The sequence below is a fragment of the Mesorhizobium sp. P160187 genome (genome assembly GCF_057766425.1).
On sequence record NZ_JBYMDX010000002.1, the window covers coordinates 373,218 to 397,013 of the forward strand.

Annotated in this window: 18 protein-coding genes and 1 pseudogene; 15 read left to right on the forward strand and 4 right to left on the reverse strand. The window is 59.5% G+C overall.

Features of this window, described 5'->3' with window-relative positions; translation table 11 throughout:
• Positions 1-15 precede the first annotated feature (15 nt).
• Positions 16-1,395, forward strand: a complete 1,380-nt coding sequence (locus AC3CCE_RS03020) for a hypothetical protein (RefSeq protein WP_352627041.1) — start codon at positions 16-18, stop codon at positions 1,393-1,395.
• Positions 1,396-1,411: 16 nt separating this feature from the next.
• Here AC3CCE_RS03020 and AC3CCE_RS03025 read toward each other — a convergent pair whose 3' ends face one another.
• On the reverse strand, positions 1,412-2,005 hold the full coding sequence (locus AC3CCE_RS03025; protein WP_488377085.1) for a hypothetical protein: 594 nt from the start codon (positions 2,003-2,005) through the stop codon (positions 1,412-1,414).
• A gap of 81 nt (positions 2,006-2,086) precedes the next feature.
• Here AC3CCE_RS03025 and AC3CCE_RS03030 point away from each other — a divergent pair, with 81 nt between their 5' ends.
• Positions 2,087-2,221: a hypothetical protein gene (locus AC3CCE_RS03030; RefSeq protein WP_488377086.1), complete on the forward strand. Its 135-nt coding sequence runs from the start codon at positions 2,087-2,089 to the stop codon at positions 2,219-2,221.
• A gap of 34 nt (positions 2,222-2,255) precedes the next feature.
• A complete protein-coding gene (locus AC3CCE_RS03035) occupies positions 2,256-7,436 on the forward strand; it encodes an NACHT domain-containing protein (protein ID WP_352627037.1) in 5,181 nt (1,726 codons plus the stop codon).
• A gap of 948 nt (positions 7,437-8,384) precedes the next feature.
• Here AC3CCE_RS03035 and AC3CCE_RS03040 read toward each other — a convergent pair.
• Positions 8,385-8,711 carry a hypothetical protein gene (locus AC3CCE_RS03040; protein ID WP_352627330.1) on the reverse strand — a complete coding sequence of 109 codons (327 nt, stop codon included), beginning with the start codon at positions 8,709-8,711 and terminating at the stop codon, positions 8,385-8,387.
• Positions 8,708-9,814: an IS5 family transposase gene (locus AC3CCE_RS03045; RefSeq protein ID WP_488377079.1), complete on the reverse strand. Its 1,107-nt coding sequence runs from the start codon at positions 9,812-9,814 to the stop codon at positions 8,708-8,710. Before AC3CCE_RS03045 ends, AC3CCE_RS03040 begins: the two co-directional genes overlap by 4 nt.
• Before the next feature lie 169 nt (positions 9,815-9,983).
• Here AC3CCE_RS03045 and AC3CCE_RS03050 point away from each other — a divergent pair.
• The 9 genes from AC3CCE_RS03050 to AC3CCE_RS03090 all read left to right on the forward strand — a co-directional run bounded on the left by AC3CCE_RS03050 (position 9,984) and on the right by AC3CCE_RS03090 (position 19,459).
• Positions 9,984-10,932, forward strand: a protein-coding gene (locus AC3CCE_RS03050; protein WP_245262801.1) for an IS630 family transposase whose coding sequence is annotated in 2 segments (ribosomal slippage) — positions 9,984-10,327 and positions 10,326-10,932 — 951 coding nt in all. Because the reading frame shifts where the segments join, the coding sequence is not laid out codon by codon here.
• Between the two features lie 528 nt (positions 10,933-11,460).
• Positions 11,461-12,183 (forward strand): helix-turn-helix transcriptional regulator, encoded by a 723-nt coding sequence (locus AC3CCE_RS03055; RefSeq protein WP_023772729.1) that lies wholly within the window; start codon positions 11,461-11,463, stop codon positions 12,181-12,183.
• Positions 12,184-12,264: 81 nt separating this feature from the next.
• Complete coding sequence (locus AC3CCE_RS03060) at positions 12,265-12,816, forward strand: hypothetical protein (RefSeq protein WP_352544182.1); 552 nt, start codon at positions 12,265-12,267, stop codon at positions 12,814-12,816.
• Between the two features lie 175 nt (positions 12,817-12,991).
• Positions 12,992-14,344 (forward strand): tyrosinase family protein, encoded by a 1,353-nt coding sequence (locus AC3CCE_RS03065; protein WP_352544181.1) that lies wholly within the window; start codon positions 12,992-12,994, stop codon positions 14,342-14,344.
• 188 nt (positions 14,345-14,532) lie between these two features.
• Positions 14,533-14,946, forward strand: coding sequence for a hypothetical protein (locus tag AC3CCE_RS03070; RefSeq protein WP_245275558.1), 414 nt, complete (start codon positions 14,533-14,535; stop codon positions 14,944-14,946).
• A 244-nt stretch (positions 14,947-15,190) separates the two neighbouring features.
• Positions 15,191-15,493 carry a hypothetical protein gene (locus AC3CCE_RS03075; RefSeq protein ID WP_352544180.1) on the forward strand — a complete coding sequence of 101 codons (303 nt, stop codon included), beginning with the start codon at positions 15,191-15,193 and terminating at the stop codon, positions 15,491-15,493.
• A gap of 283 nt (positions 15,494-15,776) precedes the next feature.
• On the forward strand, positions 15,777-16,448 hold the full coding sequence (locus AC3CCE_RS03080) for an acyl-homoserine-lactone synthase (protein ID WP_023772735.1): 672 nt from the start codon (positions 15,777-15,779) through the stop codon (positions 16,446-16,448).
• Positions 16,449-16,949: 501 nt separating this feature from the next.
• Complete coding sequence (locus tag AC3CCE_RS03085; RefSeq protein ID WP_352544179.1) at positions 16,950-19,055, forward strand: multicopper oxidase family protein; 2,106 nt, start codon at positions 16,950-16,952, stop codon at positions 19,053-19,055.
• 29 nt (positions 19,056-19,084) lie between these two features.
• Complete coding sequence (locus AC3CCE_RS03090) at positions 19,085-19,459, forward strand: cupredoxin domain-containing protein (protein ID WP_488377087.1); 375 nt, start codon at positions 19,085-19,087, stop codon at positions 19,457-19,459.
• 457 nt (positions 19,460-19,916) lie between these two features.
• Here the strand turns inward: AC3CCE_RS03090 and AC3CCE_RS03095 are convergent, their stop codons facing one another.
• Positions 19,917-21,134, reverse strand: a complete 1,218-nt coding sequence (locus AC3CCE_RS03095) for a hypothetical protein (RefSeq protein ID WP_023772738.1) — start codon at positions 21,132-21,134, stop codon at positions 19,917-19,919.
• Between the two features lie 154 nt (positions 21,135-21,288).
• Between AC3CCE_RS03095 and AC3CCE_RS03100 the strand changes: the two genes are divergently transcribed.
• The 3 genes and pseudogenes from AC3CCE_RS03100 to AC3CCE_RS03110 all read left to right on the forward strand — a co-directional run.
• Entirely contained in the window at positions 21,289-21,714 is a 426-nt protein-coding gene (locus AC3CCE_RS03100) for a hypothetical protein (protein ID WP_352544176.1), read from the forward strand.
• 483 nt (positions 21,715-22,197) lie between these two features.
• Positions 22,198-23,055, forward strand: coding sequence for a tyrosine-type recombinase/integrase (locus AC3CCE_RS03105; protein WP_352544175.1), 858 nt, complete (start codon positions 22,198-22,200; stop codon positions 23,053-23,055).
• Positions 23,056-23,058: 3 nt separating this feature from the next.
• Positions 23,059-23,737, forward strand: a pseudogene (locus AC3CCE_RS03110) (IS91 family transposase); the annotation flags it as partial.
• Between the last annotated feature and the right edge of the window lie 59 nt (positions 23,738-23,796).

Below are 23,796 nucleotides of genomic sequence, written 5' to 3' on the forward strand. Positions count from 1 at the left end.
TGAGGTGAGGGGATCATGGCATCAATCGTCTTCATTCTCGGCCTGATCGGCTTCGCCTTGTTCACAGATGGCGGGCAGGAGGCGCTGCTCTCTAGCTCAGCGACCGTGCAGGGTTCACTTTCGATCCTGTGCGGAGCCCTCATTCTTTCAGTGGTTGGCTTCCTCTTCATGATTTCGCTGGCGACCAGGCGGTGGCAACAGCAATTTGCTATCGCGGCCGCTAGCATGTTCATGGTGGCGTTCGCCGTGGCTGTCACCCTAGCAGGAAGTGATCAACTGGCCCTGATCTGCGTTGTCGCCTTGGCCTTCGCCCTGATTCCGTGGCTTTGGATCTACAGCGTGCGAGGCCTGGTCAAGACGGCAGCGGTCCTGCAGACCTGGCGCTTCAGGATATTGTCGCTGGCATATTTGCTGTTTCTTATATTTGCGGTTTTTGCTTCTACGTTAGGCGGCATCATCGGCCCGGTCGCCTCATGTTTTGCGATCGGGGCCTTGATTGTCGCAATCCTTGGCTGCTTTGCGCAGATGCCGGCAAGAAGATACGTCTTTCGTAGCGTGATCCTGTCTACCTTGGCCGGCTTCATCTTTTACCAAGCGGCGCCGATCCGTGAGATCCCCGATCCAAAGTTGTTTTCCACTCCCGCCGCCGTGGCCTGTCCGGAGGCGGCAGCTCCGGCAGGGATGATGGAGGTGGAGACGTCCTTTGATTGTTGGCTCGCGAGCAACCAGGACAAGGACGGCCAAGCGACCATGTTTCTGGTGGAAAGCGCCGGCGGCGGCATACGTGCCGCGGAATGGACGGCGACCGTTCTTTCGGAACTGGACCGCCAAGTGCCAGAGTTTTCGAACAGGCTCTTTGCCATCTCATCGGTGTCCGGCGGCTCGCTTGGATCCGCAATTTATGTTGGCGAGCTTGCCGAAAGACAGCGTCGGCCGGGTTGCCGGCCTTTGCAGGCCGGAGGGCTTTCGCCTTGCGCGCGCGCCATGCTTGACGGCGAGTTTCTCGGACCGGTCGTTGCTTCGGCGCTCAGCGGGGATCTGCTCAGGACGATCTTCTGGCCGGCTGCGCGATTTTTCGATGATCGTGGCATAGCCCTTGAGCGTGCGATCGAACGAGCCTGGGCGGATGCCTATGGATCAGCCTTGTTCGAGTCATCGCTCAGCGCGCTCTGGCCGCAGCGGCCCTGGCCGGCGCTGATTATGAACGCGACGCTGACAAGTCGCGGCCTTGTCGCATATACATCCAATCTCCGCGACGCCGGAGAACTGACTCTGACGCTCCCCGACATTGAAGTCCTCGGCGTGGGCCTGCCGACCACGCGCGTCAGCACGGCCGTCGTCAACTCAGCCCGTTTCCCCGGGATTTCGCCGGGCGGCAGGTTCACGCTTCCCTAATTATGGCGCATCGTCTCTACTGCGCCTGGTCGAGCAACTCGATGACATTCAATGCGACAGGATCAAGGAACGAGGGAAGATCGAGAACCTCTATGCCCGTTCTTGCTCTGAGCTGCTGGCGACGAAACGCTTCGTCAGATATGTCCTTATTCAGATCACCTCCGATCCCACCCTTGCGGGCAAGTGTGATGCTCCGCCTGAACTTGATCTGGGTCTTGACACCACCATTTCCGAATCGCCCGACATCCTGTCGCCGTTCTTGACCCTGATGAGCACTAGATCCCTTGCAGGGCTCGGTTTGTCGAAGCGATTGTCCGATCACATCGATCACCTCCGCCTGGGCGATACCCAGTCTCGGACCTGGGGAACCTTCGCGGCTGGCGACAAGATCGTCGAACACACCTATTTTCACTTCGGGCTCGGCCCGCTTGAGGAATTGCCAGCCTTTGACAATCAGGTGCAGGAATTTGCGTTCCTCACGCATATGGCGCAGCGCCGCCAACACGGCGACCCGGAAGCCGATGTCCAGCTTGAAGGAAAGGCCGAAGCGCAGCGGCGGCTGAAACAGGAGGCAAGCCGGTGGGTGCAGGAGCCAACCTTCGAAAGCCATGTGCCCCCATTGACCTGGGGGCTCGCTCCGGACTCGAAAGCAGCAATTGCGCGGCACTTTGAGCAGTGCGGAGCCTGGGCAGTGCCGCAATTGCAGGAGATTGCCAGCAAGGGGATTCATTATCCGCGGCCGGAACTTGCCTCGCAAGACACCGCTCTCGCCAAAGACAAAGGCAACCAGGACAAGACCGCCGAGGGAAAGGATGAGCCCCACTAGAACAATGTGCTCACTTGATTGGAAGGGCGACTCCTTGCAAATCATATCGATGGTGGAAACGGAGCCCAGCCCCGAAATTGCGCGCGGTTCGAGCCCGGCATCGCGGGGGCCGGCCGGTGCCTATATCGAGGGTGAGCTCGGCGCGGTTTATCTGCTCGCGCTGCTGACAGGTAATCGGGCACCGGGCTTGCCCGACGCCCGAGTCGTCAGCGTTCGGTTCCAGGGCACGGAGCAGGGGTTCAAGCTCGATGACCTGATAGTTTCGGGCGCGGGATGGGCGGGCGACTTCATCCTCGAAATCCAGTCGAAGCGGGATATCACCTTCTCGCCTGGCGATAGTGTCTATCAGGATGTCGCGTCGCAAATCGCGCGGAGCGAGGTAGGCTCTGTCCCGGAAGACCGGCATCTTCTCAGCATCGCGACTCAGCGCACCAGTCGCAAGATTTCCGGCGCCTATCAGGATGTTCTCAGATGGGCGCGAACGGCGGACAGCGCGACCGCGTTCTTCGACCGGATCGAAGCCAAGGGCGTCGCGAGTAAGGACATGCGCGACTTCGTCGCGACCACGCGCAAGCATTTGATCGCCGGCGGCATCGCTGACGATAACCAAGCGATCTGGTCGCTTTTGCGGCGAATGCTCATCCTCGAGTTCGATTTCGAAGCGACGGCGCCGATTGCCCGGACCTATGGTCTGGCGCTCGCGCGCGTTGCGCTGGCAGACGAGGATGTCTCCCGTGCCGAGGCGCTATGGAGCCGGCTGATCGACTTGTCGATCAAGACCGGAACCACTGGCGGTACAATTGATCGAGATGGCCTCAGGGCCGAACTCGTCGAGGCAGGGTTCCGGCTCGCCGGGGACCGCGATTATGGGCCGGCACGCGCCAGGCTTGCCGAGCTCGCGCAGAATACGCTTGCCCATATCGGGACGACCGTGGCGGGTGTGACCTTGCCACGATTGGAAGCTGTCGCTGCGGTGGACGACGCATCCGAAGCGCATAGGTTCATTGAAATCCGTGGCGATTCCGGTGTCGGCAAATCCTGGGTTCTTCGGCATGTCGCCGAACGCGTGGCGCGGCAGGCGCCGATCATTGTGCTCGATCGCGACTCCACGCCGGCAGGCGGTTGGCTGCCGTTTTCCCACTCGCTTGGCATCCCGGGTTCGGCGGTCGAGTTCCTGACCGATCTGGCCGCGAGCGGCGGCCCGATGCTCTTCATCGACGGCATCGACATGTTTGACGATCGCGGACGCCAGCGCACGATCATCGAGCTCATGCGAGCGGCGAGCGGGATCCCTGGCTTCACGGTAATCGCTACCATGCGCACGGTCGGACATGGCGATCTCGAACCCTGGCTCGATGAAGGGATAGTTACCGTCCTGGGTGGCGCGCACCGGATAAGCGTCGGGCCCCTGTCGGAAGATGAAGTCGCGATACTGGTCGATCAGGCGCCGGATCTCCGGTTGCTGCTCGACCCCGAGCATCCCGCCGCCGGTCTTGCTCGAAATCTCTATCGGCTATCCCGGCTGCTGACGGTGCCGAGTGCGACTGAGGTTCGCACTGAAGCGGCAATGGCTGACGTATGGTGGAAGAGAGCGGACGGCACGCCTGCGCGCGAGGTGCGCGCAGCGCAGCGGCTGCTGGCCGCACTCGCGGCCAGTGCCTTGAAGGGAGAAGACGGCATTGATCTGACCGAGGATTCGTTTGCTCGGTCGCATCTGCTCGGGACGCTCACGCTCAAGGAAGTGCGTCGCGACCGGCTCGATTTCTATCACGACGTGCTGCGCGACTGGGCTATCGGGAACTACATCGCAGAGGATCCGAGCCGTCTGACTGAGCTCGATCTGAGTGTGCCGGTATCGCCGCGCGTTGCGCGTGGCATTGAGGTCGCCGGCCGCCTCGAGCTCGAGAAAGCGACGAATTACAGCGCCTGGACCGATCTGCTCACGCATCTGTCTCCGCAAGGGGCGCATGGATCATGGCGGCGCCAAGCGATCCTCGCCTTGCCGCGGTCGGAGGCCGGCTTCGAACTGCTCGAAAAGTACGGCGCCGGTCTATTGGCGGAAGACGCGGCTCTCCTTATCGAATTGTGCACGACGATCGCGGCGGTCGAGACCGTGGCGACGGCCGACTTGATGACGATGCCGGACGGCTCCAAGGTCAATCTGCCGCGCTCGTATCGTACAAATATTACCGGGTCGGCAGTTCTGGTCCTGCGCTGGGTGGTGGCGCACGCTGCCGAGATTCCGATGTCGGCGATCGGCGCGGTAGTCGAGCTAGTCCAAATACAGGTTTATTTCCTCAAGCACCTTCGACCGTTCGCCGAGCAGACGACCACCATGCTGTTCGGCTGGCTGCGTCAGCTCGATGTTCGCGACGCCGAGGTGACGATCCCCGGAGAGCGAAGCCTCGGCCGGGCGGCGAGCGACGCGTGGCGTAGCACGATAGAGTCGTTGCGCCAGATTGCGGTCTTGCTTGGCGAATTCGCGCCCGATCAACTGAAGGCTTATTTAAGGGAGCTCGGCGCCGAGAAGGACAGCTACAAGGTCAAGGCGATCCGGCCATTTTCTAAGATGATCGCGCCGGTTGCGCCGGCCGAGCTTGCGAACCTCGTGCTGTCGAGCCTCATTGAGAAGCGGGATCAGCGTGCCCGCCGTGACCGCTCGATGGGGCGAGCTTTCACCTTCGCTGACAGCGACTATCTGCCGGCCTCGCCAGCGCAGCCGCCATTCCTCGATCTGTTGGAGTCCGGCGCGACCGAAGGGTTGAGACTGATTCGGGCGCTGGTCGCGGAAGCGATTGCGTTCAACACTAACGGGCTTGTGTCGGAAGACGACGGCTACACCGTCGATCTCGGCCATGGCCCGCGCTTCTTTCCGTGGACTTCGAGCTACTTGTGGTCTCGCGATCAGAGCCACGAATATTCGGCGGCCTCCGGACTGAAGGCCCTCGAGGCGTGGAGCCAGCAGCGCCTCGACGACGGTGTCCCCGTCGATGAAGTGCTCACCGACATCCTTGGACCCGAGGGCAGCTGTGCAGCCTTTCTGCTGGTCGCAATCGACGTGCTGCTGTCGCATTTCGGTGTAGGCCGGGATGTTCTCGCTCCTTTTATCGCGGCCCCGGAACTGCTGGCTGCCGACCGTGCGCGTCAGACCCATGATCATATCGGTTCGGGAATCGATTTCCCTATCGGGAAAGAGCCGGATGGAAAGGTCAAACTCGCCGACTTGAAAGCCCGCCCGTCACGGGGTGCGTCCTTGTTTGACATCGTCCCGAATTATATGGGCGACAATGCCATTGCGAACCGTCTGCGTGAGCAGATGAGCGCCGCGGTCGAGAACCTGGAGCCCTATGAGCCTTATTCGAACTGGGGAGATGCGCGGTTCATCGCACGCGTTGCCAACAACATGCTCCAGCGGTCGAACTGGACAGACATCGAGGGCGGGAAGTTGGCCTATCAGTCGCCGGCGGACGAGGCCGCTCATCTTGCAGCGATGGAGAAGATGCGGGGTGAGTTTGTCCGATCGAGCGAACTCGAGGCGCGCATCAGTCTGGCTATGGATGGAGAAGGAGAACACGCCACCGCTTCAACGGCACGCGATGCGGTCGAATACGCAGAGGGTGATCTCCCCGACGACAGTGACACCGATGCTCTCAAATCGCGATCGACGAGACTGATCACGACTGCATTGCTGGTAGCACGCGATGGGGATGACGAGTTGCTCGCAACGCAAGACAGATGGGTTCGTCAGGTCATCTCGATCGCGTTGGAAGAGCAGTCCGATCGCGGAGGTGGTTCGCAGGATACGCTGCGTTTCAACCGCCCGGCGATCGCGACGCTTGCGCTAATGCATCTCTGGGAGCGCAAGGGGAGCAATGCGGACCGAGATGCGCTGATCCGGCTCGCGACCCGCAAGGACCGCCGCGCTGCGCCGGCCTTTTCCGCCGGCCTTGCGCGGATCCTCGAGATCGACCCCAGGCTTTTCAAAGCGGCGATGCGCGTAGCCTTCGCAAGCATGACTTGGCGCTGGAAGCGCCATCAGGAGGAGGGCGACGCCGAGCACGCGCGTTTCGAAGCAGAGCGGGCCGCGGCAATCGATGCAGCGGTCTCGGCCGAGATCGCGTGGCTGGATGGCGGCGCCGAACCTGCATGGCCGACATGGCCCAAGGAGCGTCCACATCTGCGCCGCGGCTCGCGCATCCGCGTTCCCGGACCAGTCACACCTATAGAGTTCGACGAAGACGAGGCGATCGAGATCGTCCACGTCGACAGCGCGGCTGCGGCGCAGTGGCTGGCGATGATCCAGGCCGCGCCTAAGGGATCGATCGGCTGGCGGCAGGAGGTGGTTGCGGCCTATGCCGACTGGACCGCGCGAATGAACGGATTGGGGCTGTCGGTTGATATCGAGATCGACCGCGACCCCCACGACTGGGACCTGCACTATTATGCGCTGTTCGCTGAGCGACTACTCGACGGCACGCCCGCGTCGTTCGATACCGATCTGAAGCTTGTGACCGATTTGCCAGACGAGCCCTTCGGCGACGTTGCGCAGGCGGTCATGCATGCGGCCGACGCGCTCTATTTCAATGATCCCCAACGCCCCGCCTCTCGGCCTGCCGATCTGCGCGCCAAGCTGGTGGAGCGGGTGATTGCGCTCAAGCGGTGGGAATATGCCGACGATCCGGCCAGCTCGCGGATCGACATGGAAAGTGGCAGCATCATCGCGAAGATGCTCCTCAATACCTACGATCCGTTCAACGGGACGCACAGCTATCTTCCGCCATTGCTCTTCGACCGTGTCGACCCGCTGCTAGCCACAATGCGCCCCCTACTGAGAGGCGGTCCGACGGTGTTCGTGGCGCTTTGCACTATGAAGCTGCTCCTCGTTGCGCCGCGGGCGCGACACCTCGACTTTGTCCTCGATGCCGTGGAGGCCTGGTTTGATCGCACCCGCGCGGCAGGCCTGTGGATCACCGCTGGCATCGGCGGTCGCGTCGTGCGCTGGTTCGACGCCGCGTTCGCCGAACAACCGGACCTGCTGATCCCGGCGCATTCCGCGCGAGGCCGGATCGACCGCGCGCTGGGCAATCTGATCGGCGTTGGCGTCGCCGAGGCGCATGAGCTGGAGTTGCAGGTGGAAGCGGCGGCCAGCGACACTCATGCATCGAGGAGGGGGGAAGCTGCGAGGTTGCTCATACGCGACCGGCACGGAAGGTGAATCTTGGCACGTCAAGCACTGGCTCAAACAGCTCAGTCAGCAGACAGTGTCTCGGATTGCTTCCGCGCCAGCCGCACTGCAATCTAACTGTAGGGGAAGAACGCTTCTGGTGACGAGATAGGCCGGATGCCACTGTCTGTTGTCTGGCCAGGTCATCTCGAAATCAGACTGTCGGCTCGCGGCCCCTTTTCGGTCATTCACTACAAGGGATTTCTACCTGCGGCTACGCGATATCTCGAAGCCTGTAATTAGTCGCGTTCATCGTCCTTAGGTTCGCCAGACCATACGAGAAAATACGAAGAATATGGCTTGGCGAACCATCCGCTAACGTTTCATTTTGTGTAGAAAACGATGACCCTCCGGGACTAACACAATCGTTATAAAACAATGGCTTGCGAGCTGGTTCGCCAAAGTCGACTCACGAGCAATTCGTCATCACGTTTTTGTCTTTTGCGGAATGGCAGCTTTACGCCTCATTCCGTCGCGAAGGGGGTGCCCGCGGCCTCTCGAAGGCAGAGATCGTGAGACGCCAGCCCTAGGCCATGGGTGCGCAAGAGAGCGCCATTGCTGGTTGCGCCCGGACCGGTGATGTAAAACGCGCGTGCAGACATGATAGAGAGGCTCGCGCGTGAAATCGGCCCCGACGCGCGGCATCGCGGTGACGACGCTAATAGCTCTTCCGGTATACTGTGGGGCTATTCCGGCTACTTGCCCCGTCCATCGTCAGCGGCGGAAGCTGCTATTGGACGAGCCGCGCCTTGCTGAATTTAGGTCGTTGTTGCACCCGGGCTACAGCCCCGTTAGCCGGATATCAGCTATGAGGCATATGCGTGGGGTTCCTGGTTCAGGCGGAGCATCCAGGAAGGGACGCACGGCAGTTTGAGGGAAAGGTAGCCCGTCGACCTTGGTCGGCGGGCTTTTTTTGCGCGGCCCCGGTCGCGAACTGACTTAGCAGGCTGTTGAAGAAGTCCATTTGCGGGCGATGAAGTCTGCTTCGTCGCCGCGTTGGAAGCAGATTTGTCCGTTGATAGAGCCGTCTGGCTGGATTTCAGCCCAGCCAGTGCCTTGGGCCTCGTCCATTTCGTCATTGCCTTGCCAGGAGAAGGCGACGTTGTTGCCGTGGCCCGCGCCGAAGATCTGCCCCGTAACGCAGCCGAAGGCGAATTCGCCGGAGCCATCGGCCGCGAATTCAATGTAGGCTGGCTCCATCATGTCGAGATAGTCCTCGACATAGTCGGGCATCTCAACGATCCGCCAGCGGGCCACGATGCTCATGCCGGGGCCGCCAGCAGCTTGGGCAGGCGGATCAGATTGTAGGCCGCCAAGTTCAAGGTGAAGGCAGCATTCACACGGGCGCATCCTCGCAGCTTAACCTTGGCCATGCCGGCCGAGGCCTTGATCCAACCGAACACCTCTTCGATCCGCTTGCGGCAGCGCTGGCTGACATCATAGCCCGGATGGCGTTTCGTGCGGTCATCGATCGCCGTCACGCGAGGCTTGCCGGTTTTGCTCAGATGGCCGTCGATGGCGATGTGCGGTGTGACCTTGCGCTCACGCAGATCCTTGACGAACTGGCGGATATCATAGGCTTTGTCGGCGCCCAGCGTGATGCGCCGCCGCGACGGTCTGCGGTCCAACATGGCGAGCGCGGCATCACGCTCACCCGTGCCTGTCGCCTGGGTAATGCCGCCATCGACCGCCAGCCCATGACGGTTCTCCATTAGCGCATGCCCCAAGTAGCACAGCCTCGCCGGCTGACCATCGCCCTTCTTGTAGAGCCGCGCTTCGGGGTCGCTCGTGCTTTGGTGTGTGTCGTTAGAGCGCTTCTCCTTATGGAAGCCCCGTTCGGCGTTGCGGCCAGCACCGTCCGGGCCGTTGTCGCCGCCATCCTTGCGGCGGAAACTCTTGATCGAAGCCCAAGCCTCGATCAGCGTGCCGTCCACCGAGAAGTGATCCGACGACAAAAGCCGCTTCACCCTTGGCTGCGCTAGCACCGCGCGCAGAAACTTTGCCGCGATCTCACCTTCCAACAGCCGATCCCGGTTCTTGGTGAAGCTCGAATGATCCCAGGCCGGCTCGTCAACACCAAGCCCTACGAACCAGCGGAACAGAAGATCGAACTCCATCCGCTCCATTAATTGACGCTCCGAGCGAATGCCGTAGAAGGCCTGCAACAGCATCGCACGCAGCAACCGTTCCGGCGCGATCGACGGGCGGCCGAGCCCAGGCGGATAAAGCACCGCAAAATCGCCGTGCATCTCCACAAGAGCCGTGTTGACGATCTCTCGGATCGTCCGAAGCGGATGATCTCGCCGCACCCGCGCCTCAAGGTCGACATACGAAAACAGCGAACCTGTCCGCTCGTCCAATCCGCGCATCCGCAAATCCCCATTCTTCCGGGGAGCAGTGAATCACGCCACTAACGCCTGCGCTAGCACTTCTTCAACAGCCTGTTAGAGCATAATCTGACCTGATGGAATCGCGAGGGATTCCCATCGGGGAGAATATCTGATTCATCATGTCGGCTGGGTATGGAGGCCAGCAGGCATGGTTAGAGCCATATCGGAGGATTTGCGTTCGCGAGTGATCGCAGCGGTTGAGAGTGGCCTGTCGCGGCGGGCTGCGGCGGATCGTTTCGGTGTTGCCGCGGCAAGCGCGGTCCGCTGGGTCCGCGAATGGCGAGAGAGCGGCGCGACGCGGGCAAAGCCCCAAGGCGGAGACAAGCGCTCCCAGCGGATCGAAGCCTACCGGGATACGATCCTGGCGGTGATCGAAGGTCAGGACGACATCACACTGGTCGAGTTGGCTGAATTTCTCAGGGCGGAGCATGCGGTCGTGTTCGCGCCGAGCACGATCTGGCGCTTTCTCGACCGTCACTCGATGACCTTCAAAAAAAACAGCGCACGCCAGCGAGCAGGATCGGCCCGACGTGCTCGCGCGGCGACGCGCCTGGTTCAAGGCCCAGCCTGATCTCGATCCCGAACGGTTGGTCTTTATCGACGAGACCGGCGCATCGACGAAGATGGCTCGCCTGCGTGGACGGGCAAAGCGGGGCATGCGGTGCCGATCTCCGATCCCGCACGGGCACTGGAAAACGACTACTTTTACAGGCGCATTGCGCCTGACGGGCATGACTGCGCCGATGGTCCTCGACGGACCGATGACGGGTGAATGGTTCGCCGCTTATGCCGAGCATGTATTGGCGCCTACGCTTCGAGTTGGTGACATCGTCATCCTCGACAACCTGCCCGCTCACAAAGTCGCCGCCGCTCGCCAAGCGATCGAAGCGGCCGGCGCGCGAATGCTCTTCCTACCGCCTTACAGCCCCGACTTTAACCCGATCGAGAATGCCTTCTCCAAGCTGAAGTCGATCCTCAGGAAAGCCGCCGCACGCAACATCCCCGAGCTTTGGGACGCAATCCGCGACGCCTTGCCACGCTTCACCGCCGAGGAGTGCTCAAACTACTTCTGCGCCGCAGGATACGAGCCTGAGTGATCAGATTCTGACTCTAGTACCCAAGAGCAGCTGTCAGGTGCTGACGCCTCCTCGCCGAGGATGTCTTGGGAGCACTAGTGACGGGCTGACAAGGATTAGCTTTGACCTGCTTGAAGGACGTGAACATCTTCCAGCTGATCCCTGGCCGGGGACGGGCAAGCGGATTGATCGACGAATGCTTTTGTTGGCCTGCGACGTGCGAGACAACACTGACATGTGGCGCGAAGCAGTTATTCCGCTTACGCCGATGTAGATGCGCCATCGTTCAAGTCGCGCATAGCAAGCATCTGCTCGGAAGTCCAAAATGACCCAACGCCTTCCGAAGGCCCGAAAAAGTTGTCGCTCGCTCATACTACCGCAAGACTCGGCCAAAAGTGCCGCCGAACGACCAGATCGCCGAGCACTTATGAGAAACGATCAACGCCTCTACTATTAAACGATTAAAGTGTTGCGAGGAAAACGCGCGTGAATGATAGTATGTTCGCGTCAACTAAATTAGTTGGCTGCGTGGATTACGCGGTGGGAGTGATGATCGATTCGGATGTATTCGAATTCGTCGAGCGTTGCAGAGCGCACACGGCACCTGGCCCCCTCCTGGATGACGTGCTCCAAACAGTGCGAAATCTCGGATTCGAGCACCTCATTCTCAGTGGTGTTCCGCTTGGCGGACAGAAGCTCGCGCCGATGGTCGAACTCAATGGGTGGCCCGAAGGCTGGTTCAAACGCTACGTAGAAGCTGAACATGCGGCAGTTGATGGGGTTTGCATCTATTCGGCAAAGACACTGAAGCCATTTCTGTGGGCCGACGTGCCGGCAAAGTGGTCCGACACGAAAGGCTCACGACGTGTTGCAGGTGAGGCCACTGAGTTTGGCATATCGAGTGGTTTTGCGGTGCCCATGCTAAGCGTGCACCACTGGCAATCAGTCCTGTCGTTTGCGTCCTCAGCAAAGGTCTGCACTCTCTCTCCGCGCGAGGAGGTGCAACTGGTCACAATGGCGGTCTACGCGGGTATGGCGATCCAGGCATTGTCGCACGGCGATGAGGTCGAGGAAGGGCTGCTCACCGAGCGCGAGAAGGAAGTGCTCTTGTGGGCCGCTGCTGGTAAGACATCATCCGAAACATCGCAAATTCTGGGTCTGGCGGAGCGCACCGTTAAGTGGCACGCGACACGTGCACGCGAAGCTTTCGGCGTCGCAACGACCACCCAAGCTATCGTTGAGGCAGTGCGCAGGCGCATGATCCATCCCTAATTTGCGTCAACTGTCCCATCGGACAGGTGACGCAGTCCCGGTCAGCTGCAAATAATCGTGAGACCAGCCGGGGGACACGCAATGATCGCCGCTTACCTTGTCGACCCTAGTGCCTGGCGCGGCAGTTCACCCCGCATTGCATTTTGGCGCTTGATGTTGGCGATTTGCATGAGCGTGGGTATTGGAATTGGCACGCTAGCTGCAGCGCCGAATACGCCTCAGGAAATCACGGGCAAGTGGACGTACCGAAGCTTCCATAACAACAAGAATCTCGTAACGGACAACGACCAGACCGCTCTCGGTCTGTTCTTTGCGGAAGCTACTTTTACGTTTGATGTTTCTGCCGACAACACACTCAAGGGAACGATCGACTGGAATGGCGGTGGCTTGGATCTCCATGGAAGCGTCCAACCAGCTGCATCCGGCGCTCCCTTGACGGTTCAAATCGTAGGAATAGGGCGGCCTGGTACCGGCACTCAGGACTGGGAGTACGACTACTTCGGATATTTGGCGCGCTCGTGGCCACAAGGCGTCGGACAGGTGCCTGCATTGGTCGGGAGCGTCATAAGGGCCAAACCGCACAACGGAGCACCTGCCGGTTATGTAGCATCGTTCATAGCGGTCCAACAGTGAAGGCTGACCGGCACGAATTCATGAGATCCATTGCAATCAAATCATAGGGGGTCACACGATGCTCACTCGTCGCAGTTTTCTAGCGGTCACGACAGTTGGTTTGGCGGCGCCGGCAATTCTCAGTTATCGACCAGCTTGGTCAGCAGCGGCGCGCGTCCGCCGAAATGCATCCACCATGGCCCCGATCGACCCATTTTTTTCCGATTATGCGCAAGCTGTCGAGGCTATGCATCAGCTGCCGGTGAGCGACCAACGCAACTGGCGAAATCAGGCGCTGATCCACATACGCCACTGCACGCATGGCGTTTCCGACTTCACGCACTGGCATCGATGGTATGTTTCGTACTTTGAGCAGATTTGTTCAAAGCTGATCGGCAAGCCTGATTTTGCCTTGGCCTACTGGGACTGGGAGGAGAGCAAGAGCAAAGTTCCAGATCCCTTCTTCGACCTTCCGAAACTCAATGTGGTCCAATGGAACGACCAATCGAACGAGCAGTCTGACAATTGGGGGCCGGGTAGGGTTACGACTATCGGTGCACGGGGAATCGCCCGAGCTCAAACCATGACGTCGATCCCGCAATTCGCCAACTCGTTTCTGAAAACGACTCTGGACAGTATTCGCGGCCAACCCGATTTCGAAATATTCACAGGCCTGCTCGAGGGGCAACCGCACGGCAACGCCCATGTCGCCGTGGGATCTCTGCACGGGGCGAGGGGCCATATGGGCAGCGGGATGTCTTCGCTTGACCCCATATTTTGGCTCCACCATTGCAATATCGATCGCATTTGGGCCGAGTGGCAGGCTAACGGAAACACATCTGACGATCCTAAGAACACATATCCCGACAGCTTCTATGACGCGGATGGCAAGTCTGTCGGCAGTAAAACATCGACAGGCGCGCTATCGCTAGGATCGTTCGACTACATCTACGATACAATCGAGCCGACGGTCATCGGACAAATTTCCGAGAAGCTCGATCTGCAAAAATTCGACGCTGGCGGCAACTCGATGATGGCGAAGCTAAATTTGACCACCCCTGCCTCCATAGGATCAGGTGCCTCGCCAGGCCCTGCGCTACCAAACATCGAAAGGGCAGTCGATGTGAAGGTGACCGATTTGGTGCAAGCCCTTTCAGAAGTACGCGTGTTTCTTGCGCCGGAAACATCTTTAAAGGCAATCGAGCCGAGCCGCATCGTTGCGCGTTTAGAGGGCGTTGAGACTCCTCAAAACACCGATATTGCAGTTGGCGTATTCGTGAATTGCCCTTATCTCACGCCCGAGACGCCTTCCGACGACAAACTCTGTGCGGGAGTGTTTAGCTTCTTTGGGCCCGGGGGACCGCATGGGCATCACGGCGGCCCAAGGAATGTCTACATCGACTTGACTGACGCCTTGCGGAGTGTCGCGTCGCAAGGTCGTCTGGCGGGGAACGGGTTCAAAGTCCAGTTAATGGCTGTTCCTGTCGCCGAGGGCGTTCCCGCGGACACTCGTATCCCCTTTAAGGGCGTTACGATCCTGTCGGCCTGATTTCAGCCCGAATCGTGGGGCGTATGAAGGTCATGCTACTGCGGTCGAAATGCCCAGATGTCTTGCATCCTTGGGTTAGTTGTCGCGCCTTGGGAATGATGGTGCTGATATCATCTGCAGCCTTGGTCGCGGGCGTTCGTTCAGACCTGGCTTGCCCGCTTAAGGGTCAGGTGGTTTCTGAGACTACTGTGGATGGCGTTGATCTCTTGGGACCGAACATCGCAAGCGCCCGCCGCGCCGTTGTAATTCCGCTAAGAGAGGTCGGGGCAAAAGTCCTGACGTCGGGAGTAATCACGATAAAGGTGAGCCTGCGGCCACTTAGGGTCGATCCAGAAGAGCAATTGCTGCTCCAGGTGCAACTGACCGACAAGACGCTTGACAATGCTCCTATTGCAACGGATGCGGTTTTGCCGGACGCAGCTGGGTCGGCATTCTTCAAACCCCTGAGCGTGGGCGAAAAAAAAGAGGTGTTTCTCTCATTGCCAGCTTGGGAATCTCCGAATCCGCCGAAAGCTGCCATTGTTGGAATTGTTTTGTCGACTGATAAATCCGCCCCAATCAATTCGGCAATCGAGATTCTTGCCGTCGACATTCTAAGCTGAGCTTCTGGTGCCACGACGATGGCATAGACACGCCGGCTAGGATGCTGGCTCAGGTCCCAATTTTGTCCTCGCAGTTGTCAGGGCGCTTGGCCACCAAGGGCCACGGGCGCAGATTGAGTCAACTGTCCGATCGGACAGGTGACTCATATTAGCTGGGCTGCAAGTATCTAACGGGCGATGGGCCGAATTGCCCGCCCGCGGCAAGCGCTGCTAGAATAAATGACAATCGTATCAGGAGGGCGAGATGAAACGGGGCCTCTTCACTTCTTGTACCGCAGTGTCAATGGGCATCGCATTCGCCGCCGCAGCGCAGCAAGTGACCGTCACAGGATGTGCGGAAGCGGGCGTTGAAAACGGATGCATTGTGATGAAGGACGGCGACAAACTCTACAACATCACACGTGCAACACCAAAACCAACGGCCAACACATACGGCACGGTAACGGGCACTGCCAGTGGCGGTATCGATTTGTGTCAACAGGGAACCCTGCTCACGGCGGCGCAGTGGAAGCCCGACGCGAGCAAGGTGTGTGGGAATACGCAGTAGCGTAGATGTCCACACGCTTTTTAGGATCTGCCAGGGCATGCCCGAGTTGGAATTCGGCCATCTGAGCAGGCAGAACCTTATCGCTTTCGATTGTCCGAGAGCGTCGGTGCGGGCGCCGGCGCTAAGGCTAACAATTGACGTGTTGGTCGCCCTGGAAGGGGAGTTTTGAGGAGGTCGGTGACGTCAAATGTCATCCGGCGCGCCGTCAACTGTCCGATCGGACAGGTGACGTATCTTAGAGGGACTGCAACTATCTCCGCAAGATCGACCAAGGGAGGGCGCCATGATAGCGGCTCATGTCGTAAACGCCCAAAACAAGCATCTCTACGAGAACGAGTTCGACGAGTTTTTACGCCGGCGGCACGATTTTTTCGTGCATCAGAAGTGCTGGCGCCCTCCCAGCCCTGACGGACGTGAACGAGACCAATTTGATACCGACGCAGCGACCTATCTGCTTGGTCTCGAAGACGGTCGCGTGGTGACATCGGCTCGATTGATCCCAACGAGCGAGCCGCACATGGTCTCGGAGGTTTTTCCTCATATGTGCGAGAAGTTCGGCGTCCCCCGGCGACCGGACTGGGCCGAATGGACTCGGACTTTCGTTGTCCCCGACAAACGCTCTACAGGCCTGCGCGGCACGCTAACGCAGCTGTGCTGCGCGGTGATGGAATACGCACTTGACGAGGGTTTGAGTGCCGTCGGCGGTGTCCAGGAAACGTACTTCATGCCTCATCACGGGGCCCTCAAATGGCGGGCAGACCCCATGGGCATGGCAAAGGAGGAGAACGGTGAGTGGTACATCGTCGCGTATATCGACGTGAACGAAGCTGCGCTGGCGAGTGTCCGCAAAATCCTGGGTTGTGACCACTCGCTGATCGTTCGACGAGGGATCCAGATGCCCTTCATAAGCGATACGGCATTCTCGAAGCCCAAGCATCGGCAAATGTGCGAATGACCACGAGCAGATGGAGAAGAAGCTATGTCGCGTGTCTATTCTGTCGATGAGGTGCACGTTGAAGGCCTCATGGTAATCCCCGACAACCCACCGGCCATCTCCGTATCTGCCAGGGGGTGGGTGCCGACAAGTGGATGGTCGCATCCTGACCTTGCCCCTTGGATGTACATCGTCCCCCCGACAGACGGTATTCTCGATCTCGACTTTGTTGCCAGTCCGCCGACCGGGCTCGCCCTCCAAGTATTCACGCGGATTGGTGTCACGAAGGCGTTTCCTGTTCCGGCTTGGGTGGTTGGCGTTCGCGTTCACAGCTCCACAAACTCGGTTGAGGATAAAATCGGCGGTGCCGCTGCGCCGAGTAAAGAGGCAATCGCTGGCGAAGGTATGCCCCTTCCTTGGCCATTCCCTTGGTGGGCGCCCAAAAGTGTGCGCCGCTAGGACGCCGAGGCTTACCGAAACATTTGTCCAGTTGCGGCCCAATGTCCTTGTTCGTGAGGTAAGATGGCGCGCCCGGTTGGTATCCGTTTTTTGACGGCCTACGCATTTACCGCTTTCGTCGGGACGGCCGGCCTTATCACCGCCGCGAAGACAGCTGATGGGGCGGAAGCCGGTCCGCTGATGCAGCCGCAAATTTGCTCGGCGATCACCACCCGGGGATCCCAACTCAATTTGCCATTCTGCCGGATAGCACCCTCGGGACCGGGCAGCGTTCATTCCGACTTGACTGTGGCTTTAACGGCGACGACATCGCCGGTTCAGGTCGGCGGGTATAGAGTGGAAACCGAGAACTACAACGGGACCTATCTCCCGCCGATCCTGGAGCTCAATGCCGGCGATACTTTAAGAGTTCGCCTCCTGGACGCTCTTGAAGCGGCATCCCAGGCTGGTGGGATGATGCATGACATGCAGATGGAGCAAGCTACCAATCTTCACACGCACGGGCTGATAGTGTCCCCCAACAATGCCGCCGACCCCACGCATGGAAATGGCGACAACGTGTTCGTCTCATTGAGACGAGGCGAGTGGCTCGACTACAGTATTAAGATACCAACTGCTCTGCCCGCGAGTATTCTTGACGGCACTGCCGGCACCATACCGCACCCCGGCGGACTTTATTGGTATCATTCTCATATCCATGGCCTCTCGGCGATGCAGGTCGCGGGGGGAATGTCGGGCGTCATGTCGATTGGCCCAAGCGACGCCAACGTGGTGGCGCGTGACGCAGACCCGATACGGGAGGGCAAACTAACCAGTGACCTTCGAGCGGTGACGGATACTTCGTACCTGATGCTCCGGGACATCCGGCTGAACACTTCGGTGGATCCAAGCGATGCCTCAGACGACGCCCCGGCACAATGGGTTCGCACCGAAGACCATAATCACTGCGCTCCATCGCGGAGCGATCAACCCCTCCCTGCGACAACTGATCGCAAAGGTTTTTGTCGGAGCCCGAAGGATGCAAACGATATTTGGCTGTTCACTGTAAACGGACAGCGGTATCCAACAATTGATATTGGTGCAGGCCATAATGGCCTATGGCGCATCGCGAATCTGAGCGCCGACGTAACCTACGACCTTCGGATCGTCTCAGCGGCAGATGGAAGTCTATTGCCGTTCGATTTGCTGAGCGTGGACGGCGTGGTTCCGGGGAAACCTTTGTTGCGAAACGCACCGGTTTCGGAAAACAAAGCGGTCCAGTTGTCGACCCTCACCCTTATGCCGGCCGCTCGCGCAGAGATTTACGTTCGCAACGATGCCCAATCGGCCGGCTCACGAACCTATTTCCTGAGGACGGGTCCAGTCAGCACCGGATCAGATCCACAGAGCGACGGTGACAATTGGCCCGAGATCCAGCTGGCCAAAGTGATCCTGGAAGCCTCTCCGAAGATCGTCGGAGAACGCGTTGCGGTCGACCGGAACTTGCCTTTCGCCGACCCGGACAATCGTCACCTATTTGTGACTTTAGAGACCGCGCCGGCTCCGGCATTTCCAACAGGATGCGTCCGCGATATCGACCGGAGCATGCGTGAGCACCGGCGTGTGATGTTTGCGGGAGGTCTAACCCCGGGCACCTGGCGCGTGCAGACTGATCTTATGCATCCGCCCCAGCCTGCGGGAACCTACCCGCTTCAGCAGTTCGCAGCAGACAAGACGGTGCGAATTGGTCCGGTTGGTTTCGACGCCTATTTAGATTCTGCCGGAGAGGTTGACTGGAGCGGCGCGGACGGGCGACCCAAACATGCCTGTGTGCAGCTGTCCAACGGTCACGGACAACTTTGGGAACTCAAGAATCCAACAACCGAACTGCACAACTTCCATATTCATCAGATGAAGTTCCGGCTGGCAATCAACGCCGATTTGATTGCCAACGGGATTGACCCCGAGACCTATGTTGCCCCGGTCAACGCACAATTGGTTTCCATTCGCAACGAAGACAGACAGGGCGCAATTACTTGGCATGATACCCTGCCTATTCCTGCAAACGGAAGTGTATTTGTCGTCATGAATTTCGACGCCCAGGAACAAATCGGTAAATTCGTTTATCACTGCCATATCCTTAAACATGAGGACGCGGGCCTCATGGCGCCATTCGAGGTGGTCCCCTAACGATCAATATCCAGAAAGGAAGCGCTACCATGTCAGCTAAAATCGATCGCCGCTTGGCTTTGCAAATTGGTGCTTTGGCATTGAGTGCCGCTGCATTTGGCGAAAAACGAGCTTTTGCCGACGGAAAAGTTACTCAAATCAAAGTCGTAAAGAGTGCCGACGGCTCAATGGGTTTTGACCCCAAAGAGGTGACAATCACCGCAGGAGACACCATGGAGTGGTCAAACGAAACGACCTTTGAGCACACGGTGACGCCGGACGCGGATTCTACCGGAAAGTTCGAGGGGACAAACTCTCTAAAACCAAAACAAAAGTATTCGACGACCATTAAGGCGTCAGCCGACCCTATTCACTACCACTGTGATTTTCATCCGACGATGAAGGGGATGATAATAGTCAAATGAAGGCGCAGGGCTCTGAGCCGCAGCCGCACAAACGATCGTGCCGCGGGGGGCGTACCCGAGCGCCGATGCCTTGGCGATGGACTGACCAGCCTGTTTCGAGCTGATCGCGCCGAGCGGTCTGGGTTGTGCTGATGGTCGATCCCCCGACTTCTCTTCCGCGGCTCTGCCTGCGCCGGCCAAGACGGCCGTCGAGATTGCATTATCCAAACCGCTGCAGCGCATAGGTCCGTGTCTCCAAAAATCAGCCGCGATGCGCGTTCTGTTGTCGGGAGAGAGTGGGCGCCCGCAATACACACAGGTGCGATTTCGACGCGATGCCGGTAGTTGGGGAGGCGACTCTATCAAACGCGACTGAGTGATCATCGCCTCCCTGTGTGCGCCAAGCGCAGACCACGTTCGCTCCCTCGCTGACAGCGAAGCCAAGGCCCCTTGGCTCTCCGTGACCCGTCGACCAGCTCTACCCTCCAATCAGGGTGTAAACATTCTGGGTCGGAAGGTCTTTCGACGAACTCTGCAGATTTTGGATATCTGTCAGCAGTTGGAGCACCCGACTTGAACCGTCTATGTTGCCTGCGGGGTCGCGGGCAATGCCATAGGCCTGCCCTTTGTACCAAACGTTGAGCAGATTGCCGACGCTATAACCTTTTCCCAGCTTGAAGACCGTGTACGAAGGTCCGCTGGTATGGGGGATGTCATATGCGTTCCCGATCCCCCACTCATTCCTGACGAGGGCGCCCAGATACAGAATGGCTCCCTCCAGCGATCTGGTTCGTAGCCGAACCTTGTCTCCTGATTTTTTCGTGGCTATTTCCTTCGAGGAAGCTCCGCAATAGTCACCCGGGCTCAGCTTGACCGTTATTCCAAGGCCTCGCAACGGAATTTCGGGTGCATGTTTGCGGAAGCAGAACCGATAGCCGGCGTCATGTTTGACCAGCCGAACACGGCTTCCGTCTGCCTCGTATCCAGGTGCGCCTGCCGGCTGCGCAATCTGTGCAGCTTGCACTTGGGCGCTGCCCGCGACCGATCGGGAGGTGTCGATGCCGACGGGCGTCGTGTCGCTGACTTTCTCGCCCTCCAGCTTGTATTTCGCCAGAATGTTGATGACGGAATAGTACTCCTGCCAATCGTCGCTGGAGTTGGGGTCATTAGCAACCAAAGTGGTCTTGCCGTTCTGCGTGATTTCGATGCCCGAGGTGAAGATGTTGAGCAATATCCGCGCATCGTAGCCCTCGCTGAGATATGCCAGTATGAGTTGCTGCGGAATTGGTTTTTGAATGCCTTGATAGAATTCCTGGCTGCTCAGATTTGCGACAGCAAACGTGTTCGCCGCGGATGTTCCAGCCAGGAATGAGCCCGTGATGGTTTGAAGTGGAAGAGTGCCTGTCCCGCCCCGAAACGGAAACGGCACACCGGTCGTGATTGAACCATTTACCTGGGCGGTACCCTGCGTCGACTGCAGCTCAGTAAACTGCAAGGGTTCAGCGTAAGCAGCCCGCACAACATTGGTCAGTATGCTGTTGCTCTTGGCTTCAGAGGCCTGCTGGTTGAAAGTGTTCGCCCGCGAGCTGACCGTGTCGACCACCGCACATCCAGAGGCCAATAATAGACCGAATAGTGCCACAGTTGGCGCTACTGCAGAAAACGAGAAGTTGGAATCCGGAATACCCTTGGTCATCGTCCCCTCCCTAGTTGACACTTGACTGCCGCGAGTATCAAGTGAAGTCGGTCGGGGTTCAAGCTGACTGCAGACGCATAACCTATGTTTATTTTGGGTCAGGCAATCGAATCTGGCGATTGATCTCTTTTCGGCAACATCGGGGATGGTGTCTATGGTTGCGCAGGCTAAGTTTTCCGCTAAGTCGATGTTTGAAGAGCTTGATAAAGGCCCACAATATGTCTTGACCGGTATGGTCAAACGTCACGCAACCGACAGTACTCGCTTGCTGTTCTCAGAGGTCGGTGGCTGCCAACACTGGACCGAAATCGATGAGAAACTGATTTCCCGCTTTGAGAACCATGGGCTGGCGACCTGTGGCGACCACCGTCACCCAATCGTAACCTTGCATCTTGTGCACCCGAATAATCCAGAGGCCAAGGTCTACGCCCGAGCGCAGGCTCAGACAGCCGCCTTTTCAACGCGGGCGCTAGACGCAATACCAAGCGGCGATACCGGTCCCGAAACAGACTGCTACTACGACCGCAAATCCCACATGTGGCGGAAGATCAGTGATAACACGCCATGCCCTAGACGTTGAACCTGATCGGCGGCCAGCTGTTCAACTGGCGCCGTATCTGCAGACACCCGGCTTGGTTCTTGACAGGTTGTCGGTCCGTTACGTGCTCGGATGCTATACCGCCGTGCAGACATCCAAGCCGGTTGACCTACTGCCCTTTCTCGATCAAGCCATGCCGCGGTAACCCCCAAGTGGGAAAGACTGCACGGCTGCGGCTCGGGTTGCAGGCCCCGGCGGATAATATAGTTTTCTCAAAAGGTTACGAGGAATTTCACCGAGGTTGGTTCAAGAGGCCGGGTGCCTTTTGTGTGCGGCGGAATGACAGCTTTGCGCCTCATGCACGAACCCGCTGCGCGGGAGGGCCGCCTCCTTCTGAGATGGCGTGCATGTCATAGACCTTGAGCGGGTAGAGGCGTCGATCTGACCATGGAGTTCCCTTCAACGAGAGGAACTCGCCATGGCTACCCCATCGACCGATGCACCTATAGCCCGCTTCGCCAGCGCATGCAGCACGACATGCTCATGCGGGGCCTGGGCTCGCATACCCAGCAGGATTACGTTCGTCACGTCCGGCGCTTCGCCGCGTTCCTCGGCCGCTCGCCCGAGGCGGCGTCGTCTGAGGACATCCGCCGCTTCCAGCTTCATCAGCATGAGAGCGGCGCCGGGCCTGCGACCATCAACGGCGCGGTCTCGGCATTGCGGTTCCTGTTCCTGGTGACGCTGAAGCGGCGGGATCTGGCGCATGCGCTGGTGGTCATGCGGTATCAGCGCAAGCTTCCCGACGTGCTGAGCGTGGAGGAAGCGGCGCGGCTGCTCGAAGCCGCACCTGGCATCAAGTACAAGGCCGCGCTCGGCGTCGCCTATGGCGCGGGCCTGCGCGTATCCGAGGTCGCGCATCTCAAGGTGGACGATGTCGATAGCACGCGCATGCTGCTCCGCGTCGAGCAGGGCAAGGGCCGCAGGGACCGCAACGCGATGCTCTCGCCGCAGCTTCTGGAGCTGCTGCGGCTGTGGTGGCGCGAAGGCAGGCGGCGCGGGGTGATGCTTCCGCATGGCTGGCTGTTCCCGGGCCGCAGTTGCACGGCGCCGATCTCGTCGCGGCAACTGCACCGCGCCGTCCAGGAGGCGGCCGAAGTCGCCGGCATCCGCAAGCGCGTCAGTCCGCACACGCTGCGCCACAGCTTCGCCACCCACCTGCTCGAGCAGGATGTCGACATCCGCGTCATCCAGCTGCTGCTCGGGCATAGCAAGCTCGATACGACCGCGCTCTACACCAAGGTCTCGACCCGGACGATCCATGCGGACGCAGGGCCGCTCGATCGGTTGATGGCGCTGATGGAAGGCAAGACGCCGTCCGGTTGAGCCGTGCGCGCCTCGATCGAGGTCGCCGATATCTTCCGTGCTGCCGGCCCCGCCTATCGGGTCGCCCATGCAGGTCACCTGAGCCTCATCCAGCTCAAGGTGATGTCGGCGATCGAGCATTGCCGCACCGCGGCGCTCGGCGGTCACGTCGAGGCCTGCGAGGACTGCGGCCAATGGCGGATCGCCTATAACTCCTGCCGCAACCGGCACTGTCCCAGATGACGGCGCGGCGGCGCGGACATGGCTCGCCGAGCGCGAGGCCGATCTGCTGCCGGTCGGCTACTTCCATGTCGTGTTCACGCTGCCCGCCGAGGTCGCCGACATCGCGTTCCAGAACAAGGCGCTCGTCTACGACCTGCTGTTCAAGGCAGCATCGGAGACGATGCTGACGATCGCGGCGGATCCGAAGCATCTCGGCGCGCGCATCGGCATCACCGCCGTGCTCCATACCTGGGGCTCGGCGCTGACCCACCATCCGCACGTGCACATGATCGTGCCGGGCGGCGGCATCGCGCCTGACGGAAGCCGGTGGATATCGTCACGGCCGGCTTTCCTTCTTCCGGTGCGCGTTCTCGGCAAGCTGTTCCGACGGCTGTTCCTGACCCGGCTGGTCGCTCTGCACGACGCCGGTCGGCTCGGCTTCTTCGGCACACTTGCTCATCTCGATGACCGCCGAGCATTCCTGCGATAGGTAGTGTGCTGAGAGTTCTGCAAATTCGCTGAGAGGGGGCGGTCATGGCA